The following is a 20,633-nucleotide window of genomic DNA, read 5'->3' on the forward strand; positions in this document are numbered from 1 at the left end:
GCCAGCATCCCTAATTCACTAATCCATCATTCCCTGATCCGCAATCATCTAATCCTCATCCTTTTTTCCTAATTTCGGATACAATTAGTTGCATAACTAACTATTTTTACCGAAAGCTTTTTATATGATCCGTTCTATTAAAAAACTGGCTGTATTGGGCAGTGGTGTAATGGGTTCTCGTATTGCCTGTCATTTTGCAGGCATCGGTGTACCGGTGCTGTTGCTCGACATGGTGCCTAAAGGCGCTGAAGAAAGCACCAAACCCGCGGAAAGGAATAAACTGGTGAACGAGGCCTTACAGGCTGCTGTAAAAAGCAACCCATCACCTGTTTTTACCAAAGAGGTTGTAAAGCGTATCACAACCGGCAACTTTGACGACAATATGAAAGACATCGCCGGCTGCGACTGGATCATCGAAGTGGTGGTGGAACGGCTCGATATCAAACAGGCGATCTATACCAGGGTTGAACAATTCCGGAAACCCGGCACGTTGGTTACTTCCAATACGTCGGGCATCCCCATTCACCTGATGGCCGAGGGCAGGAGCGACGATTTCAAAAAACATTTCTGCGGAACGCATTTCTTCAACCCGCCGCGTTACCTGCGCCTGCTCGAGGTTATTCCCACACCGCATACAGACCCCGCCGTCGTTGATTTCCTGATGCATTACGGCGATGTGTACCTCGGTAAAACAACGGTATTGTGTAAAGACACACCCGCTTTTATCGCCAACCGCATCGGTGTGTTCAGCATTATGAGCATCTTCCATATTATGGATAAGCTTGGTCTCACCATCGACGAGGTGGATGCGCTTACCGGACCGGTTATCGGCCGGCCTAAATCGGCCACTTTCCGCACGGCGGATGTGGTAGGCATCGACACCCTGGTTAAAGTGGCAAAAGGTGTGGCCGACAATTGTCCGGATGATGAAGCAAAAGCCGTATTCGGCATTCCTTCCTGGCTGGATAAAATCGTTGCCGGCAACTGGCTGGGCGATAAAACCGGACAGGGTTTTTTCAAAAAGATCAAATCGGCAGACAGTAAAGAAATACTAACACTCAACCTGCAGACGCTCGAATACGGTCCGCGCGCCAAACCCCGGTTTGCCAGTATTGATGCTGCCAAACCCGTGGAAGACCTGAAGCAACGCATCGTCATGCTCAACGCCGCACCCGATAAGGCCGGCGAATTTTACAGGCAGTTCCATTATGCCCTGTTCTCGTATATATCGCACCGCATACCCGAGATCAGCGACGAACTGTACCGGCTGGATGATGCCATGATGGCGGGTTTTGGCTGGGAGATCGGCGCATTTGAATCATGGGATGTGCTGGGCGTTGCAAAAACCGTGGAAGCGATGAAAGCCGCCGGCTACAGCGTGGCTCCCTGGGTGGATAAGATGCTGTCTTCCGGCGCAGCAGGTTTTTATACACTGGAAGCGGGTAAACGGAAATATTACGACCTCGGCTCCGGCTCCTACAAAGTGGTTCCCGGTACAGAGGCGTTTCTTGTTTTGAACCATCATACAGATAAACTGGTGTGGAAGAACAGCGCCTGCCGCTTATACGATATCGGCGATGGCGTTGCGGGTTTTGAATGGAGCACCAAGATGAACAGCATCGGCGGAGAAGTGCTGGAAGGACTGAACAAAGCCATCGGCCTTGCCGAGGAAAAATTCAAGGGGCTGGTCATAGCCAATGAAAGCGCCAACTTCAGCGCCGGCGCCAACGTAGGTATGATCTTTATGCTGGCCATTGAACAGGAATACGATGAGCTGGATATGGCCATCCGTATGTTCCAGAACAGCATGATGCGTGTTCGTTATTCCTCCGTACCCGTGGTTATTGCACCACATGGTTTGACACTGGGCGGCGGTTGCGAAATGAACCTGCATGCAGACAAGGTATATGCTGCCGCTGAAACATATATCGGTCTGGTGGAGTTGGGTGTGGGTCTGATACCCGGCGGCGGCGGCAGTAAGGAATTTGCGCTGCGCGCCGGCGATGAACTGCACGAAGACGAGCCGGAGACCATTACGCTCAAGAACCGCTTCTTTTCGATTGCCACGGCCAAAGTGGCCACTTCTGCCCAGGAAGCATTCGATATGGGCATACTCCGCAAAGGCAGGGATGAAGCGGTGATGAACATCAACCGCCGTATTGCGGAAGCGAAACAGAGTGTGATCAGCCTGTACGACGAAGGATATGTAACCCCTGTTCCGCGCAGCGATGTAAAAGTGCTGGGACGTATGGGACTCGGCGCCATGTATGCGGGCATCAACGGTATGTGGCGCGGCGGCTATGCCACCGACCACGACGCACTTGTTGCACGCAAACTGGCCTATGTAATGTGCGGCGGCGACCTTAGCGAACAAAGCCTGGTAACCGAACAATACCTGCTGGACCTCGAGCGCGAAGCCTTCCTCAGTCTCTGCGGCGAGAAAAAAACCCTCGAAAGAATACAAAGCGTACTGAAAAGCGGGAAACCCCTGAGGAATTAAGGGAACCCCTGGATTGAGGTGGTTTATCGTGAGTTGACGTGAGTTATCGTGAGTAAACGGGAAGGAATTACCCAACAACTCATGTCAACTCACGCCGACTCACGTTTTTCACGCCTCACGCCTCATGTCCCCCTGCGTCCCTGCTATCTCCCGTTTCGTCATAAAAGAAAAAAAATCCTGCGGAACTGATTATCTTCGGAAGACAATCAAAACGCAGTTATATGCAACCTGTTCTTTCCCTGAACGGTATTTCCAAATCATACGGTTCCATCCAGGCTTTGAAGAATGTATCGCTGGATATACCGCAGGGCTGTGTATTTGGCATACTGGGGCCGAATGGCAGCGGTAAAACCACCATGCTCAGTATCATCCTGGATATCCTGAAAACCGATAACGGCAGTTTTAACTGGTTTGGCAAAAAAGGATCACCCGAGACAAGGAAACACATCGGATCCCTGCTGGAAACACCCAATTTCTACCACTACCTGTCGGCTGTCGATAACCTTAATATCACCCATGCGATCAGCGGCCGAGGTTCGGCCGAAGAAATCGAAAGGGTATTGAAGATCGTGAAACTGGATGAACGCAAGACCAGCCGCTTCAGCTCCTATAGCCTGGGCATGAAACAAAGACTGGCGATCGCCGCGGCCTTGCTCGGCGATCCGCAGGTGCTGGTATTTGATGAACCCACCAACGGCCTGGACCCCGTGGGTATTGCGGAAATACGTGAACTGATCAAAGAACTGGCCAAGAGAGGAAAAACGATCATCATGGCCAGTCACCTGCTGGATGAGGTTGAAAAAGTCTGCACCCATGTAGCCATCCTGAAAAAAGGCGATCTGCTGACGGCCGGAAGCGTAGACGAAGTGCTGGCCAATGAAGACATCGTTGAAATTTCAGCCAATGATATCGGCCAGCTCGAAACCATACTGGGCGGTCTTTCGGGTTATTCCCATATCAAAAAAGAAGGCAGCAGGCTGCAGCTGTTTTTCCCCGTAGGCACGGCAAAACTGGAAGACGTGAACCGTTTCTGTTTTGAAAAAGGCATTACGCTGAACCTGCTGACGGTTAAGAAAAAAAGTCTCGAGACCAAATTCTTCGAACTCACCAACCAATAACCAAACCACTGCACAATGTTTTCCCTGATAAAAATCGAATGGCTTAAGATCAAAAGGTACCCGGCTTTCTGGTGGATGCTGGGCATCGTATCGCTTACCTACCCGGGTGTGAACATGATGTTCTATTACGGCTATTCACAGTCGCTTGCACAGAGCAAAGACGTGGGCGCCATTGTGAAAATGATACTGGGTAACCCGTTCACCTTTCCCGAAACCTGGCATTCGGTTGCCTATTTCTCCTCGTTCTTTATCCTGCTGCCGTCTATACTGGTGATTATGCTGGTCACCAATGAATATACTTTCCGTACGCATCGCCAGAATATCATCGATGGCTGGAGCAGGGACCAGTTCATCACCAGCAAACTGTGCGATGTACTGATCATATCGGTGGTGATCACCATTGTGTATTCGTTGGTGGCGCTGAGTTTCGGACTGTATGTAGACAGCAACACCAGTTATCGCTGGAGCGAGCAGCTGTACTATATACCGCTGTTTTTTTTACAGACATTCGCGCAGTTAAGCATCGCCTTCCTGCTGGGGTATTTATTGAAAAAGGCTTTTATATCGCTGGGTATTTTCCTTTTCTATTACCTGGTGGTCGAAAACATCGCCGTTACCTGGATGCAGTTCAAACTGAACGACCTGGGCCGGTTCCTTCCCTTCGAAATATCCGACAGGCTGATACCGCCCCCTGCCTTTATGGGTAGGTTCAACAAAGATTACGACAAAGTATTGCATGCGATACCCCAGTTCGTGGTTTATTCGATCGTGCTTACCGCGCTGATCTGGCTGTTGTGTTTCAGGGTACACAGGAAACGCGATCTGTAATCGCCTGACAAGGATTGGGATTGCAAGAGCAGGAACAATATGAGGTTCCCGGTGATATCTATACACAGGCCTGAAGTGCTTCCCTGATATTCCGATGCAGAAAGCTGAATCCCGTTGATTGTATTTTGTCTGCGTTCACCGTTGCGCTTTTCAGCACTTCGATACTCATTTCGCCCATGATCAGTTTCAGTGCAAATACCGGGATATGCAGGGGAATAAAGTATTTTCCGCGCATAAGCTCCGCCAGTGCCAGCGTGAGCGCCTTGTTGGTAACGGGATGCGGGGCCACGGCGTTATAAGGGCCATGCATCGATTCGTTTTCGATGGCGGCGATATACATGCGGCAGAGATCATCTACGTGTATCCAGCTCACCACCTGTTTCCCATCGCCCAGTATGGCGGCAATACCCGCCCTTACCGGTTTTTTAAATTCCTGCAAAGCGCCTCCGCCGGGACTGAGCACGATCCCTGTTCTGAGTATCACCAGTCTTTTACCCAGGCGCTGAACCGGTTGTATGCTTGCTTCCCATAAGCGGCAGGTTTCTCCAAGAAAATGACCATCGGCAGCTGCGTTCTCGTCAAATCCTTTTTTTCGGCTGCCAGCAGTATCTGCACCATACCAACCGATCGCAGATGCGCTGATCACCGATCTGACCCGATTGGGAATCTCTTCAAGCGCTTTTACAAGCAGGCTGCTGGTTCTGGTACGGCTTTCGAGCAGCTGTTGCTTGCGTTTCTCCGACCAGCGCTTATCGGCCACGCCTTCGCCAGCCAGGTGAATGATATGATCGCTTGCGGCAATGGCATCGCTGTCGATGGCTTCTTTGCCCGTATCCCATTGCGCATAACGCAGTCGGGGCAATGGCTTTTTGCCTTTTGCCTGCCGGGTAAGTATGATCACCTGGTGGCCTTTACCGGTAAGCATTTCCGAAAGCCTTGTACCGATCATACCGGTGCCGCCTGTTATGAGTACCGTTGCCATATCTGTACAACAAAATTACCTCTAATAAAGTTGCCTGCTGTTATAAAAACAAAACCCCCGGCTTACGCCGGGGGACACAACTAAAATCACCAGGTTAAAACACTCGATTTATAGCAAGCAAGGGTTAGTCAGGCTTCTTGCCATCAAGGAAGGTATTGATGGTGGAAATTTGCGTCTGATCATTGTCATCTTTACTCACCGTGTATTTGCTGTAGAAATTTTCTACAGATGTCAGCGTACTGCCAAACAATTCCATGTTGCGGCGCACATAGGCTGGCACGGCATCGAATTCGTTGTTCAGATCGGCTGAATTGTTCATGTTATAAGAGAGGTTACGCAGCTTCTGTATTCTTTCCGCCGCGCGTTTCTTTTGTTCTTCCACTTCATCCAGTTCCATGTCGTCGTCGAAAGAAACCACCGGCCTGGGTTGGGGTGTTTCCTTCATCACCAGCTGCATGGCGGGCTCTTCTTCCGGTTCGGCCGCTTTGGGAGCGGGTGGTGCGGGAGGAGGAGCCGGTGTTTTTACCTGCCGGGCAACAGGCTGCATAGCAGGTTCTGATTCTGCATAGATATTACGGGGCTTGCTGAGCAGACCCGGTATGTTCAGGGCAGGTTCAGCAGGCTTTTCATGCAGGCTGATCTCGGTCAACTGCTCGCCGATGGTTTTAACAACCGGGGCGGGTGCAGCCGCTTCAGCTTTTACTTCTTCACTGGTTTCTGTGCCGAACTCAAACTTAAGCACGCTCAGTTCCTTTTCCATAACGATCACTTCGGGCGTTGCATGGCCGTCTTCGTCGTTACCGAATATGCTGAGCATGGATTGCAGCTGCGTTGTTTCCTCTGTCATCATTGGCGCCATCGCCGGTTCGGGTGCTACAAAATCCTGCACCGTCATTACAGGTGCCGGAGCCGCCGGTTCTTCCTGTTTCGGAACGATCATTTTCGGTTGTTCCTGCGGGGTATCCATGGTAAGCGGCATCACGATTTTCTCGGGCGCCGGCTCGGGCTTTCTGACACTTAGGGGTTTGGCAAACGGGTCCTTGTGTTCAAAACCGGTTGCAATCAGGGTAATGCCGATCTTGTTGTCAAGCGTCTGGTCATATCCCATACCCACGATCACATCCGTGTTTTCTCCGGCCTGCATGCGCAGGAAATTATTGATCGTTTCGAGCTCGTCCATGGTGCATTCGTGCTCACCTTCTGCGCTGTTGATGTTGATCAGTATCCATTTTGCGCCCTGGATATCGTTATCGTTCAGCAGTGGCGAGGCCAGCGCTTCTTCAATGGCACGCTGTGCCCTGTTCTCTCCTTCCACCTCGGCCTTACCAAGAATGGCCACACCGCCGTTTTTCATCACCGTGCATACATCGGCAAAGTCTACGATAATATGACCGCGGCTGTTAATGATATCGGTAATGCATTTTGCCGCGGTGGCCAGTACGTTGTCCGCTTTGGAAAATGCTTCCTTCATTTTGAGGTTGCCGTATTGCATACGGAGTTTGTCGTTGCTGATCACCAGTAAGGTGTCAACATAAGGCTTTAACTGGCTGATGCCCTGCTCTGCCTGCTGGTGACGGCGCGGGCCCTCGAACCCAAACGGCGTGGTAACGATGCCAACGGTAAGGATACCCAGCTCTTTGCAGATCTGCGCAATGATAGGTGCACCGCCGGTGCCTGTTCCGCCTCCCATACCCACGGTAATAAAAGCCATCTTGGTATTCACTTCCAGGATACGCCTGATCTCGTCGAGCGATTCCTCCGTGGCCTTTTTCCCAACTTCGGGGTTGGCGCCTGCACCAAGTCCCTGTGTAAGATGCGGCCCGAGCTGTATCTTATTGGGGATATTACTTTGTTCAATTGCTTTCGCATCGGTATTGCAGATGATGAAATCAACGCCTTCGATATTCTGTTCAAACATGAAGTTAACGGCATTGCTTCCCCCGCCACCTACACCCAGCACCTTGATGATGGATGATTTCTGTTTGGGAAGATCAAAATGGATCATAACATGTGTTTTAAAATGCGTGAACGGATGAGTTGTGTTTAGTCGTTCTACTACAAACGGTGTAGAACAAGCATTTATTTTATAACCTGGTCTTCTTCTTCTTTAAACAGATCGATCAGGTTATTTTTGAACTTATCCCAGAACTTCTGCTTACGCGCCGATACGTCTACGGAGGCGGGGATGGTAACTGCTTCTTTTACGGGCACTGCTGCCTCTACCGTAAGGGTTCTCGGCACTTCCACTTTCTTGAATCTTTCCGTGAACTCCTTGTATTTATGGTCATAATCGCTGTAGCCTTTTAATATCAGTCCGATACAGGTAGAATACATGGGTTTCTTCAGCTCATCGATATGATTGGGTGCCAGGTGCTCGTTCGGAAGACCGATACGCGCGTTCAGCCCGGTGGTATATTCTGTCAGCTGGATCAGGTGCTTAAGCTGTGAACCGCCGCCGGTAAGGATGATTCCGCCGTTGAGTGCGCGGCTGTCGAGTCCCACCTGTTTGAGGTGGTAAGTGACAAAATCGAGTATTTCGCTCATCCTCGCCTGTATGATCGCCGCCAGGTTCTTTACACTGATCTCTTTTGCGGGCATTCCTTTCAGGCCGGGGATGGTGATGAAGGCATTGCTTTTTGCCTCGTCCGACAACGCGCTGCCGAACTGCACCTTCATTGCTTCGGCCTGGCTTTTCAATACACCCAGACCCATGCGGATATCGTTGGTGATGTTCTCGCCGCCAAACGGTATCACAGCCGTATGTTTTAGAATTCCCTCGTAAAACACAGCCAGGTCGCTGGTGCCGCCGCCGATATCGAGGATGGCCACGCCTGCTTCCATATCGATCTCACTCATAACGGCGCTGGCAGAGGCCAGTGGCTGCAGCACCAGGTCTTTTGTGCTCAGGCCGCTTCTTTCAACCGCGCGGTTAATGTTACGGATAGCATTGCGGTCGCCGGTGATGATATGAAAATTGGCGCCTACTTTCACGCCGTTGTACCCCACGGCATCCTTGATGTTCTGAATATTGTCTACATGAAAATCCTGCGGGATCACATCGATGATCTGGTCGCCCGCGGGAATAAATGTCTTGCGCTGGTTATTCACCAGCTGGTCGATCTCCGGCCGCTTGATCTCCGTTTCCGGGTCCTGGCGAACGATATCGCCGCGTGTTTGCAGACTTTTGATATGATGACCTGCTATGCCCACGTACACTTCGCTGATCTCGAGATCAGGGTTACTCTCATAGCAATTCTCCAACGCCTGCTGTATCGCTTTGATGGTCTGGTCGATATTCAGTACCTGGCCATGCTGCACGCCATTGCTGTTGGCACGGCCAAAACCGAGGATCTCGAGTTTGCCGTATTCGTTCTTCCTTCCCGCAATGGCCGCAATCTTGGTAGTTCCGATGTCGAGACCAACAATAATGGGCGCTTCGCTGTGATGCATAAAGTTGTGTTTTAGTTGTTATGGTTCTTTAGTTGTTGTGTCGTGCTTTGCCGGTCCCCGCTGCGGGACCCGGAATATTATCTTATTGTTTTACCCTCTCTTGTTTTGTTGTTCCATGTCAACTACACTATCTTACCGCTTTCTTAAGTACAGCCTTCGGCTGACGTTTGGTTGCCGGCTTCACCACTTTCGCACCTGTTCCGGATTTAGCCTTTACCGATAACGATTTTTTGTTTGTTTTATTGTTTAGTGTTGTCACAGTTTTTGATTTGACCGGTAGTGCTGACTGTGATCCCGGTGTTGCGTGCGGTTTCGATACCGTTTTTACCGAATCCTTTGCCGCTTTCACAGGCAGCCTGATGGCAACAGTTGCTTTATTCGTGCTGTCAGGTATCACCACCGGGTTATTGACCAGCGCATCCATGATCTGCTGGGCTTTTGCGGAATCAACCCGGGCCTGTGTTGTTCCTTTTTTGATGGCCACCACCTGGTTTGCGTACTGCGCATCCAGTTTCTCATAGGTACCGATACCGTTCTGCAGCCAGGCTTTTTTATAGAAAGTATACAAACGATTCAGCTTGCCGGCAATCTCTCCGTCGTTTCCCAGGCCGATGATGTGATCGCCGATAACGGGTACGATCTCGAATTTGGCTTCCGGCGTAATATCCACCTGTGCTGTCTGCGCCATCCAGAATGAATCTGCCAGTATGTTTTGTCCGATGTTTACCACGCTGTACAGTAAGGCGCTGTCGGGTTTGGACAGTATCGGTCTGCCTGTTGGAAAACCCGTGAAGGCCGGCACGCGTGCAGACAGTTTATCGCTTAACGGAAGCCTCAATGCGGCGCTGTCCACATAAAAAGAATACCCGTCTTTGGTGAACACCCTTGCCACCGGCTGCCGTTCGGTGATCCTGATCTGCAATACCTGGTTGTTATCAAGAAACATTTCGGCGTTCTTCACCCATGGGTTTCTTTCCACCACGGATTCCAGTGAGCGGAGGTTGATCGTGCTGAGTGCACTTCCTGTTGCCGTGCCGGTTACATGCAGCATATCCAGCACATCTTTCTCATCTATAAACATGTGCTTTTCGGCGCCGCTGATCTCCACACGGATATCGGTGCAGTGCCGACGGCTTTTTTTCTGCATGGCGGCACCCAGCAATACCATGGTACCGGCACCTACAATGCCCCAGGCGGTATTGGTCAATATTTTACGCCAGTTGTACTGCTTCATGTTCAGGGTTGTTCCAGTATCTGTTTAACGGGCTGCACCAGTGCATCTATATCGCCTGCACCGGCCATGACAACCAGCCCGGGTTTGTTTGTCTTCATCCATTGCTGCATCGATTCCTTGCTTATTACCTGTTTATTGCGGTTCTGCATCTTATCGAGCAATAATTCGCTTGTAACACCTTCCATGGGTAATTCCCTTGCCGGATAAATAGGCAGCAGCAACACTTCGTCCGCCATATCCAAACTGTGGGCGAACTGCTCCGCCAGGTCTTTGGTGCGGCTGAACAGGTGCGGCTGAAAAACCAGCGTGATCTTCCTGTCGGGGAAAATGCTTTTTACGCCGCTCAGCAACGCCCTCAGTTCTTCGGGATGGTGCGCGTAGTCATCGATCAGTACATGCCGGTCGCTTTTCAGCGCGTATTCGAACCGGCGGTGTACGCCTTTAAAATCTGCTATCGCAGCCCTGATCTTTTCGTCCTCAATGCCCAGGTACTTGCCCACCGTGATCGCCACCAGCGAATTTTCAATATTGTGCAGGCCTCCCATATGCAGCACCACATCCCTCAGTTCCCACTGTTTGCCGATTACGTGAAAATGATAACTGCCGTTCTTTACCGTTGTCTCCGCTGCGTACACATCGGCCTGTTGGTCGGAATAACTATAGGTGTACTGGTGCGCCGCCTGCAGCTCGGACTGGCGGGACAACCCATATTTTGTGATCAGGCATCCGCCGGGTTTTACTTTCCGGGAGAACTGTACAAATGCGTTCTCCACTTCCTCCGGCGTTCCGTAAATATCGAGGTGATCCGGATCCATAGCGGTGATCACGGCGATATCGGGAACAAGTTTCAAAAAGCTGCGGTCGTATTCATCCGCTTCCACCACCACCACATTTCTTTCACTGCTCCAGAAATTCGTCTGGTAATTGGCCGCTATACCGCCAAGGAATGCGTTGCAGCCATAACCCGAATGCCTGAGCAGGTGGGCCGTCATGGATGTTACCGTGGTCTTTCCATGTGTTCCTCCGATGCAGATATTGAAAGAGCTCTCTGTGATCCATTGCAGCACATCGCTGCGTTTCACCACTTCATAGTTGTGTTCCCGGTAATACGCCAGCTCCGCATGCTGCGCGGGTATGGCCGGTGTGTATACGACTACGTCCGCGTCTTTGGGTATCAGGTCGGTGTTCTCATCGTAATGTATCGGTATACCGGCGGCGGAGAGTTCCTTTGTTAACGGGGTCTCTGTTCTGTCGTAGCCGCTTACCGCTATGCCTCTCGACAGGAAATACCTTGCCAGCGCGCTCATACCAATGCCGCCGATGCCGATAAAGTAGGTGTTTTTTATATCGCCCAGTTTAGCCATGTACTGTTTTTAAAATTTCTTCCGCAACCAGCGTATCCGCGTTCCTGATGCCCAGCGGTTTGATTTTTTCGTGCAGTTGGGTCTGTGCCGCTTTATCGGCCGCCAATGCGATCACCGTTTTCACCAGGCTGTTTTTTGCATCGCTGTCTTTTACGATCAGGGCAGCCTGTTTATTTACCAGGCTCATGGCATTGGCTGTCTGGTGATCTTCTGCCGCCAGCGGAAACGGAACGAATACCGCGGGTTTTGCCACCACGCATACCTCAGCCACGGCCATGGCGCCGGCCCTGCTGACCACAATATCTGCCGCCGCATAGGCTTTTTCCATGTCTGTGATAAAATCATTCACCCATATATTGGCATGTCCCTTTCCTTTGGCGATATATTCCGCAGCCGTGGTTTTGCCTGTCTGCCAGATCAGCTGCAGGTTAGCGGCCGCAAATGCATCTATATGCGAGGCAATGGCTGCATTGATGCTGCGCGCGCCAAGACTTCCCCCCACTGCAAGAATGGTTGTTCTGGAAGGATCCAGCCCAAAAAAAGACAAAGCCTCTGCCCTGCTCACAGTGGCCTCCACAATGGATTTTCGTACCGGATTGCCACTTATGACAATCTTCTCAGGTGGAAAGAATTTTTCCATACCACCCGTTGCAACAAATATTCTCGTCGCCTTTTTTCCGAGCATGGTATTGGCCTTACCGGCGAAGGAATTGCTCTCGTGTATGAAGCTGGGAATATTTCTCGATTGTGCCAGGCGCAGTACCGGGTAAGTGGAATACCCTCCCACGCCCACCACCGCATCAGGCGGGAAATCGCGGAATATCTTTCTTACCTGAAAATAACTTTTGATAAGCTTGAACGGCAGGCCGGCATTCTTCCACAGTGCACTCCTGTTAAATCCTGCAATATCCAGCCCTTTTATCTCATAACCGGCCTGTGGTATTTTTTCCATCTCCATTTTTCCCTTCGCTCCCACAAACAATATATCCATACCGGCATCCAGCTGCTTCAGTGCATTGGCAATGGCTATGGCGGGGAAGATATGCCCGCCGGTGCCGCCGCCTGCGATGATCACCCGCTTTTTTTGTCCGTGAATATGTGTATCGTTTGTGCTCATTGTACTTTTTGTTCCGGAATATGTGCCGCAGCAACCGCAACCGGTTCTGCAATGGGTGTAAGCGGCAATGGCGGCGGTTCTTTTCCCTCCAGTTGTTCCACATTTCTTGCAACACTCAGTATGATACCGATAGCGCAGCAGGTAAATAAAAAGGAACTGCCCCCCATACTTACCAGCGGCAGCGTTACACCGGTTACGGGAACCAGGTTCACGTTCACCGCCATATTTGCCACGGCCTGTATCACCAGCGTAAAACTCAATCCCAATGCGAGAAATGCGCCGAATGCATACGGACATCGTCTGAATATGCGTATACACCTGAAAAGAAAAACGAGGTAAATGAATATCATGAACGCCCCGCCGAGCAACCCGTACTCTTCTATGATGATTGAATAAATAAAGTCGTTATACGCCTGCGGCAGAAAATTCCGCTGGCGGCTGTTGCCGGGCCCAAGTCCCACGAGTACGTTTCCATTGGCAATGGCTATCTTGGCCTGCTGCACCTGGTAAGGCGTTTCGGCGTCTGCGGCATAGATAAAATCCTGCACCCTTTTGACCCATGTGCCGAAGCGGCCAAATGATTTTACTTTCTCAGCAACGCCCGGCTTAGCCGTTTCTGCCTTCTGCGGACCGTTGTACGTGATCATCGCCACCATTACAATGATGGCAACGGGGATCAGCGCCACACCGATGGTCAGGAAAATGTGCTTAAGGCTTACCCGGCCGATAAACATCAGCAGCAATGCGGTGGCACCGGTAAGCAATGCATTGGACAGGTTGGCTGGCATAATCAACGCGCAGATAATGAGTACCGGTGTTACAATAGGTATGAACCCTTTTTTAAAATCCTTGACGATTTCCTGTTTCTTACTCAGCAGTCTTGACAGGTACATAAACAATGCCAGTTTTGCCACATCGCTGCTCTGTATCGTCATATTGATGATCGGAAGTTTGATCCAGCGGCTTCCGTCGTTGATCTTTGCCCCGAAGAAAAGGGTGTATAGCAAAAGCGGGATCGACAAAAGGAACAATATCGTAGCCACCCTTGAGAAGATGGTATAATTGATCCGGTGCAAAAAATAGATCAGCACCAGGCCAATGATCGAAAATGATAACTGTTTGAACAGGTACACATTGGTATTGCCCTTGTACATCTTATACGCCAGCGTACCCGTTGCACTGTACACAACCAGTATCGATATCAGCGACAACAGCACCACGATACCCCAGATATATTTATCGCCCCGGGTCCTGTGCACGATCTGCCCCCTGACATTGCTGATGCCGGGTATCTGTGAGAATAAGGTGTCTTTGATTTCAGACATGACCGATCGATTTACGATGTACGGTTTAAAAGCACAAAGCGGGAATACCTGTTTCGTACCCGGCAGACCGTACCTGCTAAAGTTCTTTTACCGCATCCTTGAATTGTGTGCCCCTGTCTTCATAATTTTTGAACAGGTCGAAGCTGGCGCAGGAAGGGCTCAGCAGCACCACATCGCCTTTCTCAGACAATTTGAAGGAAGCGTTCACGGCTTTCTTGGCAGAGTCTGTTTCCACAATTGTGGGCACAATGTCTTTGAAGGCGGCTATGATCTTTTTATTGTCCACACCCATACATACAACTGCCTTCACTTTTTCCTTTACCAGATCGGCGATCAGCGAATAGTCGTTCCCTTTGTCCGTGCCCCCGAGAACCAGCACCGTTGGCTTGGTCATACTTTCCAGCGCAAACCAGGTGCTGTTCACATTGGTGGCTTTACTGTCGTTAATGAATTCCACACCACGCACCATGGCAACGAACTCCATCCTGTGTTCCAGGCTGTGAAAGTCCTTTACAGCCTCCCGTATCTTCTCTTTTCTGATACCCAGCGTTGTCGCTGCAATTCCTGCTGCCATAGTGTTGTAGTTATTGTGTTTACCTTTCAACGCAAAGTCATAGATACTCATGCTTACGCGTTCTTCCTGGATTCTTAGCATCATCTGGTCTCCTTTGATGTAGCCGCCTTTTTTTACTTCGTGTTTCATAGAGAAGGGTAATGGGTTAGTATGGATGGTTAGTAAAGCCAGTTTTTGCATGATCACCGGATCATCTTCACAATAAATAAAATAGTCCTCCGCCGTCTGGTTCTGTATCACTTTGAATTTGCTGTCTATATAATTCTCAAACCTGTAATCGTACCTGTCCAGGTGATCTTCGGTTATATTCAGCAGCACCGCTATATCCGCCCTGAACGTTTTAATATCATCCAGCTGAAAAGAGCTGATCTCTGCCACATACACTTCTTTCGGATCCAGGGCCACCTGTTTTGCGAACGAGATGCCGATATTGCCTACCATCGCACAATCAAGTCCTGCCGTTCTGCAGATATGGTAGGTAAGCGCCGTAGTCGTGCTTTTACCGTTGCTGCCGGTGATCGCCACGATCCTGCTGTTGCCTTTGAAACGATAGGCCAGCTCTATCTCGCTGATCACGGGTATGTTCTGTGCCCGGATCTTTTTCACCATTTCGTTCTTTTCAGGAATACCCGGACTTTTCATCACTTCATCCGCGTTCAGTATTTTTTCTATTGTATGCGTTCCCTCTTCAAATGCTATCCCGTGATCAACCAGCTCTTTCCTGTAGTTGTCTTTCAGCATTCCGGCATCGCTCACAAACACTTCATAGCCCTGTTTACTGGCAAGTATCGCCGCGCCTACGCCGCTTTCGCCTGAACCGAGTATGACCAACCTGTGTTTCATTGTCAATTTCGAATTGTCGCTTATCTTATTTTTAATGTAACCATGGATAAAACGAGACAGATGATCGTAATGATCCAGAACCTCACTGCGATCTTGCTCTCATGGAATCCTTTTTTCTGGTAATGATGGTGCAAGGGGCTCATCAGGAATATCCTTCTTCCCTCTCCATATTTTTTCTTTGTGTACTTGAAATAACTCACCTGCAGTATTACGCTCAGGTTCTCTACCAGAAACACTGCACAGAATATCGGTATCAGCAATTCCTTGCGAACGATGAAGGCAAGCGATGCGATGATGCCACCCAATGCAAGACTGCCTGTATCGCCCATAAATACCTGGGCCGGATAGGCGTTGTACCAGAGAAAACCGATACAGGCTCCTACGAATGCACCTACAAAAATGGATAGCTCGCCAAGATTGGGTATGTACATCACGTTGAAATAATCCGCGAAGATGTAGTTACCGCTGATGTACACAAATACGCCGATGCCCACGCCCATGATCGCACTCACGCCCGCTGCCAGTCCGTCGAGACCATCGGTAAGGTTGGCGCCGTTAGACACTGCGGTAACAATGAACATCACGATAAGTATGTACACGACCCAGGTATACTTTTCTGCACCGGTGCCTATCCAGGTAATCAGCCTTGCATAGTTGAATTCGTGGTTCTTTACAAACGGGATGGTTGTGATCGGCGTTTTTACCTTGATGAATTTTTTCTGTATGCCGTTCAGCTCTCTTACAACCACATTGGTATCTTTTGCAAGACGTTCACCGCGCTGCAGCTGGGCGGCAGGACTTGTAATGATTTCTCTCTCCACCGTAACCGCATTACTGAAATAAAGCGTTACGCCAATAATAATACTGAGACCGATCTGCCCGATAATTTTTGAAACCCCCGCCAGTCCATCGCTGTCTTTCTTCTTATAGGCTTCCCCTTTTGCCTGGGCCGCTTTTCTTGCGCGTATTTTAAAAAGATCATCAAAGAAACCGATCAGGCCCAGCCATACGGTGCAAAGCACCATCAGGCGGATATATACTTTGTCAAGATTGGCAAAGAGAAGGGTTGGTATCAGTATACTGAGCAGTATGATGATACCTCCCATGGTGGGGGTTCCTTTTTTCTGGGTTTCGCCCTGCAATCCCAGCTCCCTCACCGTTTCACCTATCTGTTTTCTTTTCAGGAAAAGGATGATGCGTTTACCATACACCGTGGCGATCACCAATGACAGTATCACGGCCATCGCAATACGGAATGTCAGGAACTGGAAGAGTCCCGCGCCAGGTACGTGGAATTCCTTGTTTAGCCAGTTGAACAAATAGTAAAGCATGTTGGGTTGTATTATTTTTTTAACTGTTCAAACATTTCCTGCAACACTTCCTTATCGTCAAAATGAAATTTCACCCCTTTGATGTCCTGGTATTTCTCGTGACCTTTTCCGGCAACCAGGATGATATCTTCCTTATTGGCCATCGATATCGCCGTCCGGATAGCTTCCCTTCTGTCTGTGATCGAAATGTATTTTCGCTTGGCGGCGCTGGTAAGTCCCCGCTCCATATCCTGCAGAATCGCTTCCGGCTCTTCCGAACGGGGATTGTCGCTGGTAAAAATGACTTTATCGCTCAGGTCGCAGGCGGTTTGTCCCATGATCGGCCGCTTGGTTCTATCGCGGTCGCCGCCGCAGCCCACCACGGTGATCACCTGTTCATGCCCCTTACGCAGTTTTTTGATGGTCATCAGTACATTCTCCAATGCATCGGGCGTATGTGCATAGTCAACGATACCGATGATCATCTCGCTGCTGATGATATAGTCGAACCTCCCCTCCGCTCCGCTTAGAAGACTTAAAGCTGTAAGCACCGTATCGCTTTCTTCGCCAAGACAAACCGCAGCGCCGTACACCGCCAGCAGGTTATACGCATTGAACTCACCTATCAACCGGAAATGCACTTCTTTTTCGTTCACCAGCATGATCAGCCCGGTAAGCGCATTCTCCAGTATTTTTCCCTTGAATGAGGCAGGCGATTTCAGGCCGTAATAATATTTTTTGGCAGCCGTGTTCTGCAGCATCACTTCCCCGCGCTTATCGTCTGCGTTGGAAACGGCGAACGCATCGGAAGACAGATGGTCAAAGAAGGACTTTTTGACACGTATATACTCTTCAAACGTTTTATGGTAATCCAGGTGATCGTGCGTGATATTGCTGAATATTCCCCCTGTAAACCGGAGACCCGTGATGCGGTGCTGGTGAATGGCATGACTGCTGCATTCCATAAATACATGCGTGCAACCCTCGGTGGCCATCTGCGCAAGCAGGGCATTCAGGCTTACTGCGTCGGGCGTGGTATGTGTGGCGGGGATGATCTTGCCTGCAATCTGGTTCTGCACGGTGCTTACCAGCCCGCAGGTATACCCCAGCTGCGTAAACAATTTGAATAACACGGTGGCGATCGTGGTCTTGCCGTTTGTTCCGGTTACACCCACGAGTTTTACCTTGTGTGAAGGCTCATCATAAAAATTATGCGCCATACAGGCAACCGCTTCATGCGTATTGTTTACGAGCAGGTAAACCACATGTTCCGAAAGAGTGGCCGGCATCTCCTCGCACACGATCGCGCTGGCACCAAGTGAAATCGCCCTGTCAATAAAATGGTGCCCGTCTGACTGCACACCGCGTATGGCGACAAAAACAGCACCCTGCTGCACTTTTCTCGAGTCGATCTCAATGGAAGACACTGGAATGCCGGTATTGCCCGTCACCTGCTTCAGGTGCACTTTGTATACGATATCCTGCAGTTTTCTCATGATCAATGATTGTCTTAATTCAGTTCTATATTGACCAGTTGTCCCTTTGCGATCATCTGTCCGGGTTGAACAGACTGTGCCGACACTTTTCCTTTTCCTTTCACCGTTACCCGCAAGCCCATGTTCTCGCACAGGTATACCACATCTTTCAATCCCATGCCCTTCAGCTGTGGCATGGTGTTATTGACGATCTCCTTTCTGTTCATCACCAGCCGCGCATCTTTTGCGTTCATATTCGTCCATTCATCAATCCGGTTCGTGGAATCCGTATATCCAATCGACAGCTTGGAGGCAATCAGTGCCATATCCTGCCTGCTGCCGCTGTAGGCAAAAGCAGTGCTGTCCGTTTTTCTTTTCTGAACAGCTGCTGTATTGCTTTGCAGAATATAGGTGCTGTACAGGCGGTCTGCGATCTCTTTGAAAACGGGCCCCGCTATCGAACCGCCGTAATACACTGCAGCATGCGGTTTGTTTTTGATGATCACCACGCAGGTATACTGCGGGTTTTCTGCAGGGAAATAACCGGCAAAAGACGACTGGTATATCTTATCTGCATAACCCCTGTTACCATCGGCCACCAGCGCGGTGCCTGTCTTTCCCGCCACCTGGTAAGGCGTTCCTTTAAACAGTTCCTTGGCAGTGCCGTTGGTACATACACCCTCAAGACAGGTCTGCAATTGTTTCAGGGTGATATCGCTGCATAATTTCTCATCTATAACGGCCGGTGCAAATTCCTGCAGCAGCACACCTTCTTCTTTTACCGCACTCACCAGGTAAGGACGCATCATTTTCCCGTTGTTGGCAACCGCATTGTACAGTGTGGTTGTTTGCAGGGGCGTAACAGAAAGATTGTATCCGAATGCCATCCAGGGTAATGTGGTCGGGCCCCAGAAACGTCCGCCGGGTTTGTAGATCACGGGGCGGCCTTCTCCGCGCAGATCGATGCCCGTGAGTGTGTCCATGCGCATTTTTTTCAGGTGACGGATGAACTGATTGGGGACTGCCGAATAGTAGATCGAAGCCAGTTTTGCCATAGCCACGTTCGAGCTTAATTCAAAAGAATGCTGCACGGTGGTTTCGTTCTCTTTATGCACTTCGGAATCGTATACGGTCTGCCCTGCTATTTTCCAGGCGCCATGTTCAAGATTGATACCCTGGTTAAGGGTCACTTTTTTATCTTCCAGCAATGCCATCATGGTTGCCAGTTTGAAAGTGGAGCCCGGTTCGGTCGGACTGATCGCATAGTTGTAGTCTTCCCAGTAAGTACCGTCGGATCTTTTGCCGAGGTTGGCGATGGCTTTGATCTTTCCCGTTTTCACTTCCATCACGATCACGCAGCCATGCTGCGCATCGTTTTTGACCAGCATTTTCATCAATGCGTTTTCAGCGATATCCTGTATAAAAACATCGATCGTACTTACAATGTCCTTGCCTGTCTCGGGTTCTATTTCGTACGTATCATCCACCGGAACGCTTACACCGCCGGCAATGGTGCGAACGGTGCGTTTGCCATTGCGTCCGCGCAGCAAACTGTCGTAGGTCATTTCCAGTCCAACCTTATTCGAGTCCCTGGCCAAACCGATGGTTCTGAATGCCAGCATCTGGTATGGGTTGAGGCGGATGGTTTTTTCGTTGGCGATCATGCCGCTTTTGTATCTGCCCAGCCTGAACAGCGGAAATTTCCGCAGTTGCTCATACTCGCGAAAGCTTGCTTTCTTGTGCAGCAGAAAATAGCCTTCTTCGTTTTTATACCCCTGCTGTAACAGCGTCTTGTACGCGCCTGCTGTCTGGTCCTGGAACAAAGCAGCCAGGCAATGACTCAATGAATCGATATTATTCCGGAACAGCTGCCCGTTCTTCTCCCGCAGTGCATCCACGCGGAAGTCCATGTATATATCAAACTGTGGAATGCTGGTACTGAGCATCTGCCCGTCTTCGCTGTAAATGGTGCCGCGCTCCGCTTCGATCTCGTCCATTCTGAGGTGAAGGCTGTCGCTCATGCTGCGCCAGTGCGCGCCCTGTACCTGCTGGATATAGATGGCCTTGCCAAAAATGGCAACACAGGCCACCACCACCAGTATGTAACTGAGGTAGACCCTCCAGAGTATGTCGCGTTTTACATCCAAGCGTTGGTTATTAGTAATCAGGAAATCGAATTAATTGGTGTGTATTCTTTTCAGCCGCTCAGGCATGTCCCTGCTTACCTTCAGTCCCAGTGGCTCTGCCGCTTTAACAATCTGGGCTTCCTGGCTGCGGAACATCACTTCACTCTTCAGCGTTTTGTATTCGTATTGCAGTTCCTTCAGTTCACTCGAGGTATTGTTGATCCTTCTGATCGTTTTATCCGACCGATGGCCATTGGCGATATATAATACAGCCAGTACCGAGAGGAAAAGAAAGAACGGGATATTCTTTACAATCCATTGGTAGTTGAACATCCCCTTTAAAGGATTTTTACCGGTGGTATTTTTGGTTTCTTCTGCCAATGCTGT

15 protein-coding genes are annotated in these 20,633 nt (G+C 50.0%); 3 read left to right on the forward strand and 12 right to left on the reverse strand.

All coding sequences use genetic code 11. The features are described from left to right. The first annotated feature begins 124 nt into the window (after nucleotides 1-124). From GWC94_RS15275 to GWC94_RS15285, 3 genes are all read left to right on the forward strand, one after another. Nucleotides 125-2,500 carry a 3-hydroxyacyl-CoA dehydrogenase/enoyl-CoA hydratase family protein gene (locus GWC94_RS15275; protein WP_161835995.1) on the forward strand — a complete coding sequence of 792 codons (2,376 nt, stop codon included), beginning with the start codon at nucleotides 125-127 and terminating at the stop codon, nucleotides 2,498-2,500. A 221-nt stretch (nucleotides 2,501-2,721) separates the two neighbouring features. Further along, complete coding sequence (locus GWC94_RS15280; protein ID WP_161835997.1) at nucleotides 2,722-3,618, forward strand: ABC transporter ATP-binding protein; 897 nt, start codon at nucleotides 2,722-2,724, stop codon at nucleotides 3,616-3,618. A gap of 15 nt (nucleotides 3,619-3,633) precedes the next feature. After that, on the forward strand, nucleotides 3,634-4,446 hold the full coding sequence (locus GWC94_RS15285) for an ABC transporter permease (RefSeq protein ID WP_161835999.1): 813 nt from the start codon (nucleotides 3,634-3,636) through the stop codon (nucleotides 4,444-4,446). Between the two features lie 58 nt (nucleotides 4,447-4,504). Here GWC94_RS15285 and GWC94_RS15290 read toward each other — a convergent pair whose 3' ends face one another. From GWC94_RS15290 to GWC94_RS15345, 12 genes are all read right to left on the reverse strand, one after another. After that, nucleotides 4,505-5,428 (reverse strand): TIGR01777 family oxidoreductase, encoded by a 924-nt coding sequence (locus GWC94_RS15290; protein WP_161836001.1) that lies wholly within the window; start codon nucleotides 5,426-5,428, stop codon nucleotides 4,505-4,507. A 124-nt stretch (nucleotides 5,429-5,552) separates the two neighbouring features. Beyond that, nucleotides 5,553-7,433 carry a cell division protein FtsZ gene (ftsZ, locus tag GWC94_RS15295; RefSeq protein ID WP_161836003.1) on the reverse strand — a complete coding sequence of 627 codons (1,881 nt, stop codon included), beginning with the start codon at nucleotides 7,431-7,433 and terminating at the stop codon, nucleotides 5,553-5,555. A 74-nt stretch (nucleotides 7,434-7,507) separates the two neighbouring features. Further along, nucleotides 7,508-8,878 (reverse strand): cell division protein FtsA, encoded by a 1,371-nt coding sequence (ftsA, locus tag GWC94_RS15300; protein ID WP_161836005.1) that lies wholly within the window; start codon nucleotides 8,876-8,878, stop codon nucleotides 7,508-7,510. Nucleotides 8,879-9,005: 127 nt separating this feature from the next. After that, nucleotides 9,006-10,112, reverse strand: a complete 1,107-nt coding sequence (locus GWC94_RS15305; protein ID WP_161836007.1) for a cell division protein FtsQ/DivIB — start codon at nucleotides 10,110-10,112, stop codon at nucleotides 9,006-9,008. A 2-nt stretch (nucleotides 10,113-10,114) separates the two neighbouring features. Next, on the reverse strand, nucleotides 10,115-11,476 hold the full coding sequence (murC, locus tag GWC94_RS15310; RefSeq protein ID WP_161836009.1) for a UDP-N-acetylmuramate--L-alanine ligase: 1,362 nt from the start codon (nucleotides 11,474-11,476) through the stop codon (nucleotides 10,115-10,117). After that, nucleotides 11,469-12,593: an undecaprenyldiphospho-muramoylpentapeptide beta-N-acetylglucosaminyltransferase gene (murG, locus tag GWC94_RS15315; protein WP_161836011.1), complete on the reverse strand. Its 1,125-nt coding sequence runs from the start codon at nucleotides 12,591-12,593 to the stop codon at nucleotides 11,469-11,471. The genes murC and murG overlap by 8 nt, the downstream gene beginning before the upstream one ends. Beyond that, nucleotides 12,590-13,918 carry an FtsW/RodA/SpoVE family cell cycle protein gene (locus tag GWC94_RS15320; protein ID WP_161836013.1) on the reverse strand — a complete coding sequence of 443 codons (1,329 nt, stop codon included), beginning with the start codon at nucleotides 13,916-13,918 and terminating at the stop codon, nucleotides 12,590-12,592. The genes murG and GWC94_RS15320 overlap by 4 nt, the downstream gene beginning before the upstream one ends. Nucleotides 13,919-13,994: 76 nt before the next feature. Continuing rightward, a complete protein-coding gene (gene murD / locus GWC94_RS15325) occupies nucleotides 13,995-15,335 on the reverse strand; it encodes a UDP-N-acetylmuramoyl-L-alanine--D-glutamate ligase (RefSeq protein ID WP_161836015.1) in 1,341 nt (446 codons plus the stop codon). 20 nt (nucleotides 15,336-15,355) lie between these two features. Continuing rightward, on the reverse strand, nucleotides 15,356-16,666 hold the full coding sequence (gene mraY / locus GWC94_RS15330; protein WP_161836017.1) for a phospho-N-acetylmuramoyl-pentapeptide-transferase: 1,311 nt from the start codon (nucleotides 16,664-16,666) through the stop codon (nucleotides 15,356-15,358). Nucleotides 16,667-16,677: 11 nt separating this feature from the next. Beyond that, nucleotides 16,678-18,141: a UDP-N-acetylmuramoyl-L-alanyl-D-glutamate--2,6-diaminopimelate ligase gene (locus GWC94_RS15335; protein ID WP_161836019.1), complete on the reverse strand. Its 1,464-nt coding sequence runs from the start codon at nucleotides 18,139-18,141 to the stop codon at nucleotides 16,678-16,680. A 14-nt stretch (nucleotides 18,142-18,155) separates the two neighbouring features. Then, nucleotides 18,156-20,267, reverse strand: coding sequence for a penicillin-binding protein (locus tag GWC94_RS15340; protein WP_161836021.1), 2,112 nt, complete (start codon nucleotides 20,265-20,267; stop codon nucleotides 18,156-18,158). 30 nt (nucleotides 20,268-20,297) lie between these two features. Beyond that, nucleotides 20,298-20,627, reverse strand: coding sequence for an FtsL-like putative cell division protein (locus tag GWC94_RS15345; RefSeq protein ID WP_161836023.1), 330 nt, complete (start codon nucleotides 20,625-20,627; stop codon nucleotides 20,298-20,300). Between the last annotated feature and the right edge of the window lie 6 nt (nucleotides 20,628-20,633).

Source organism: Sediminibacterium soli (assembly GCF_009939225.1).
GTDB lineage: Bacteria > Bacteroidota > Bacteroidia > Chitinophagales > Chitinophagaceae > Sediminibacterium > Sediminibacterium soli.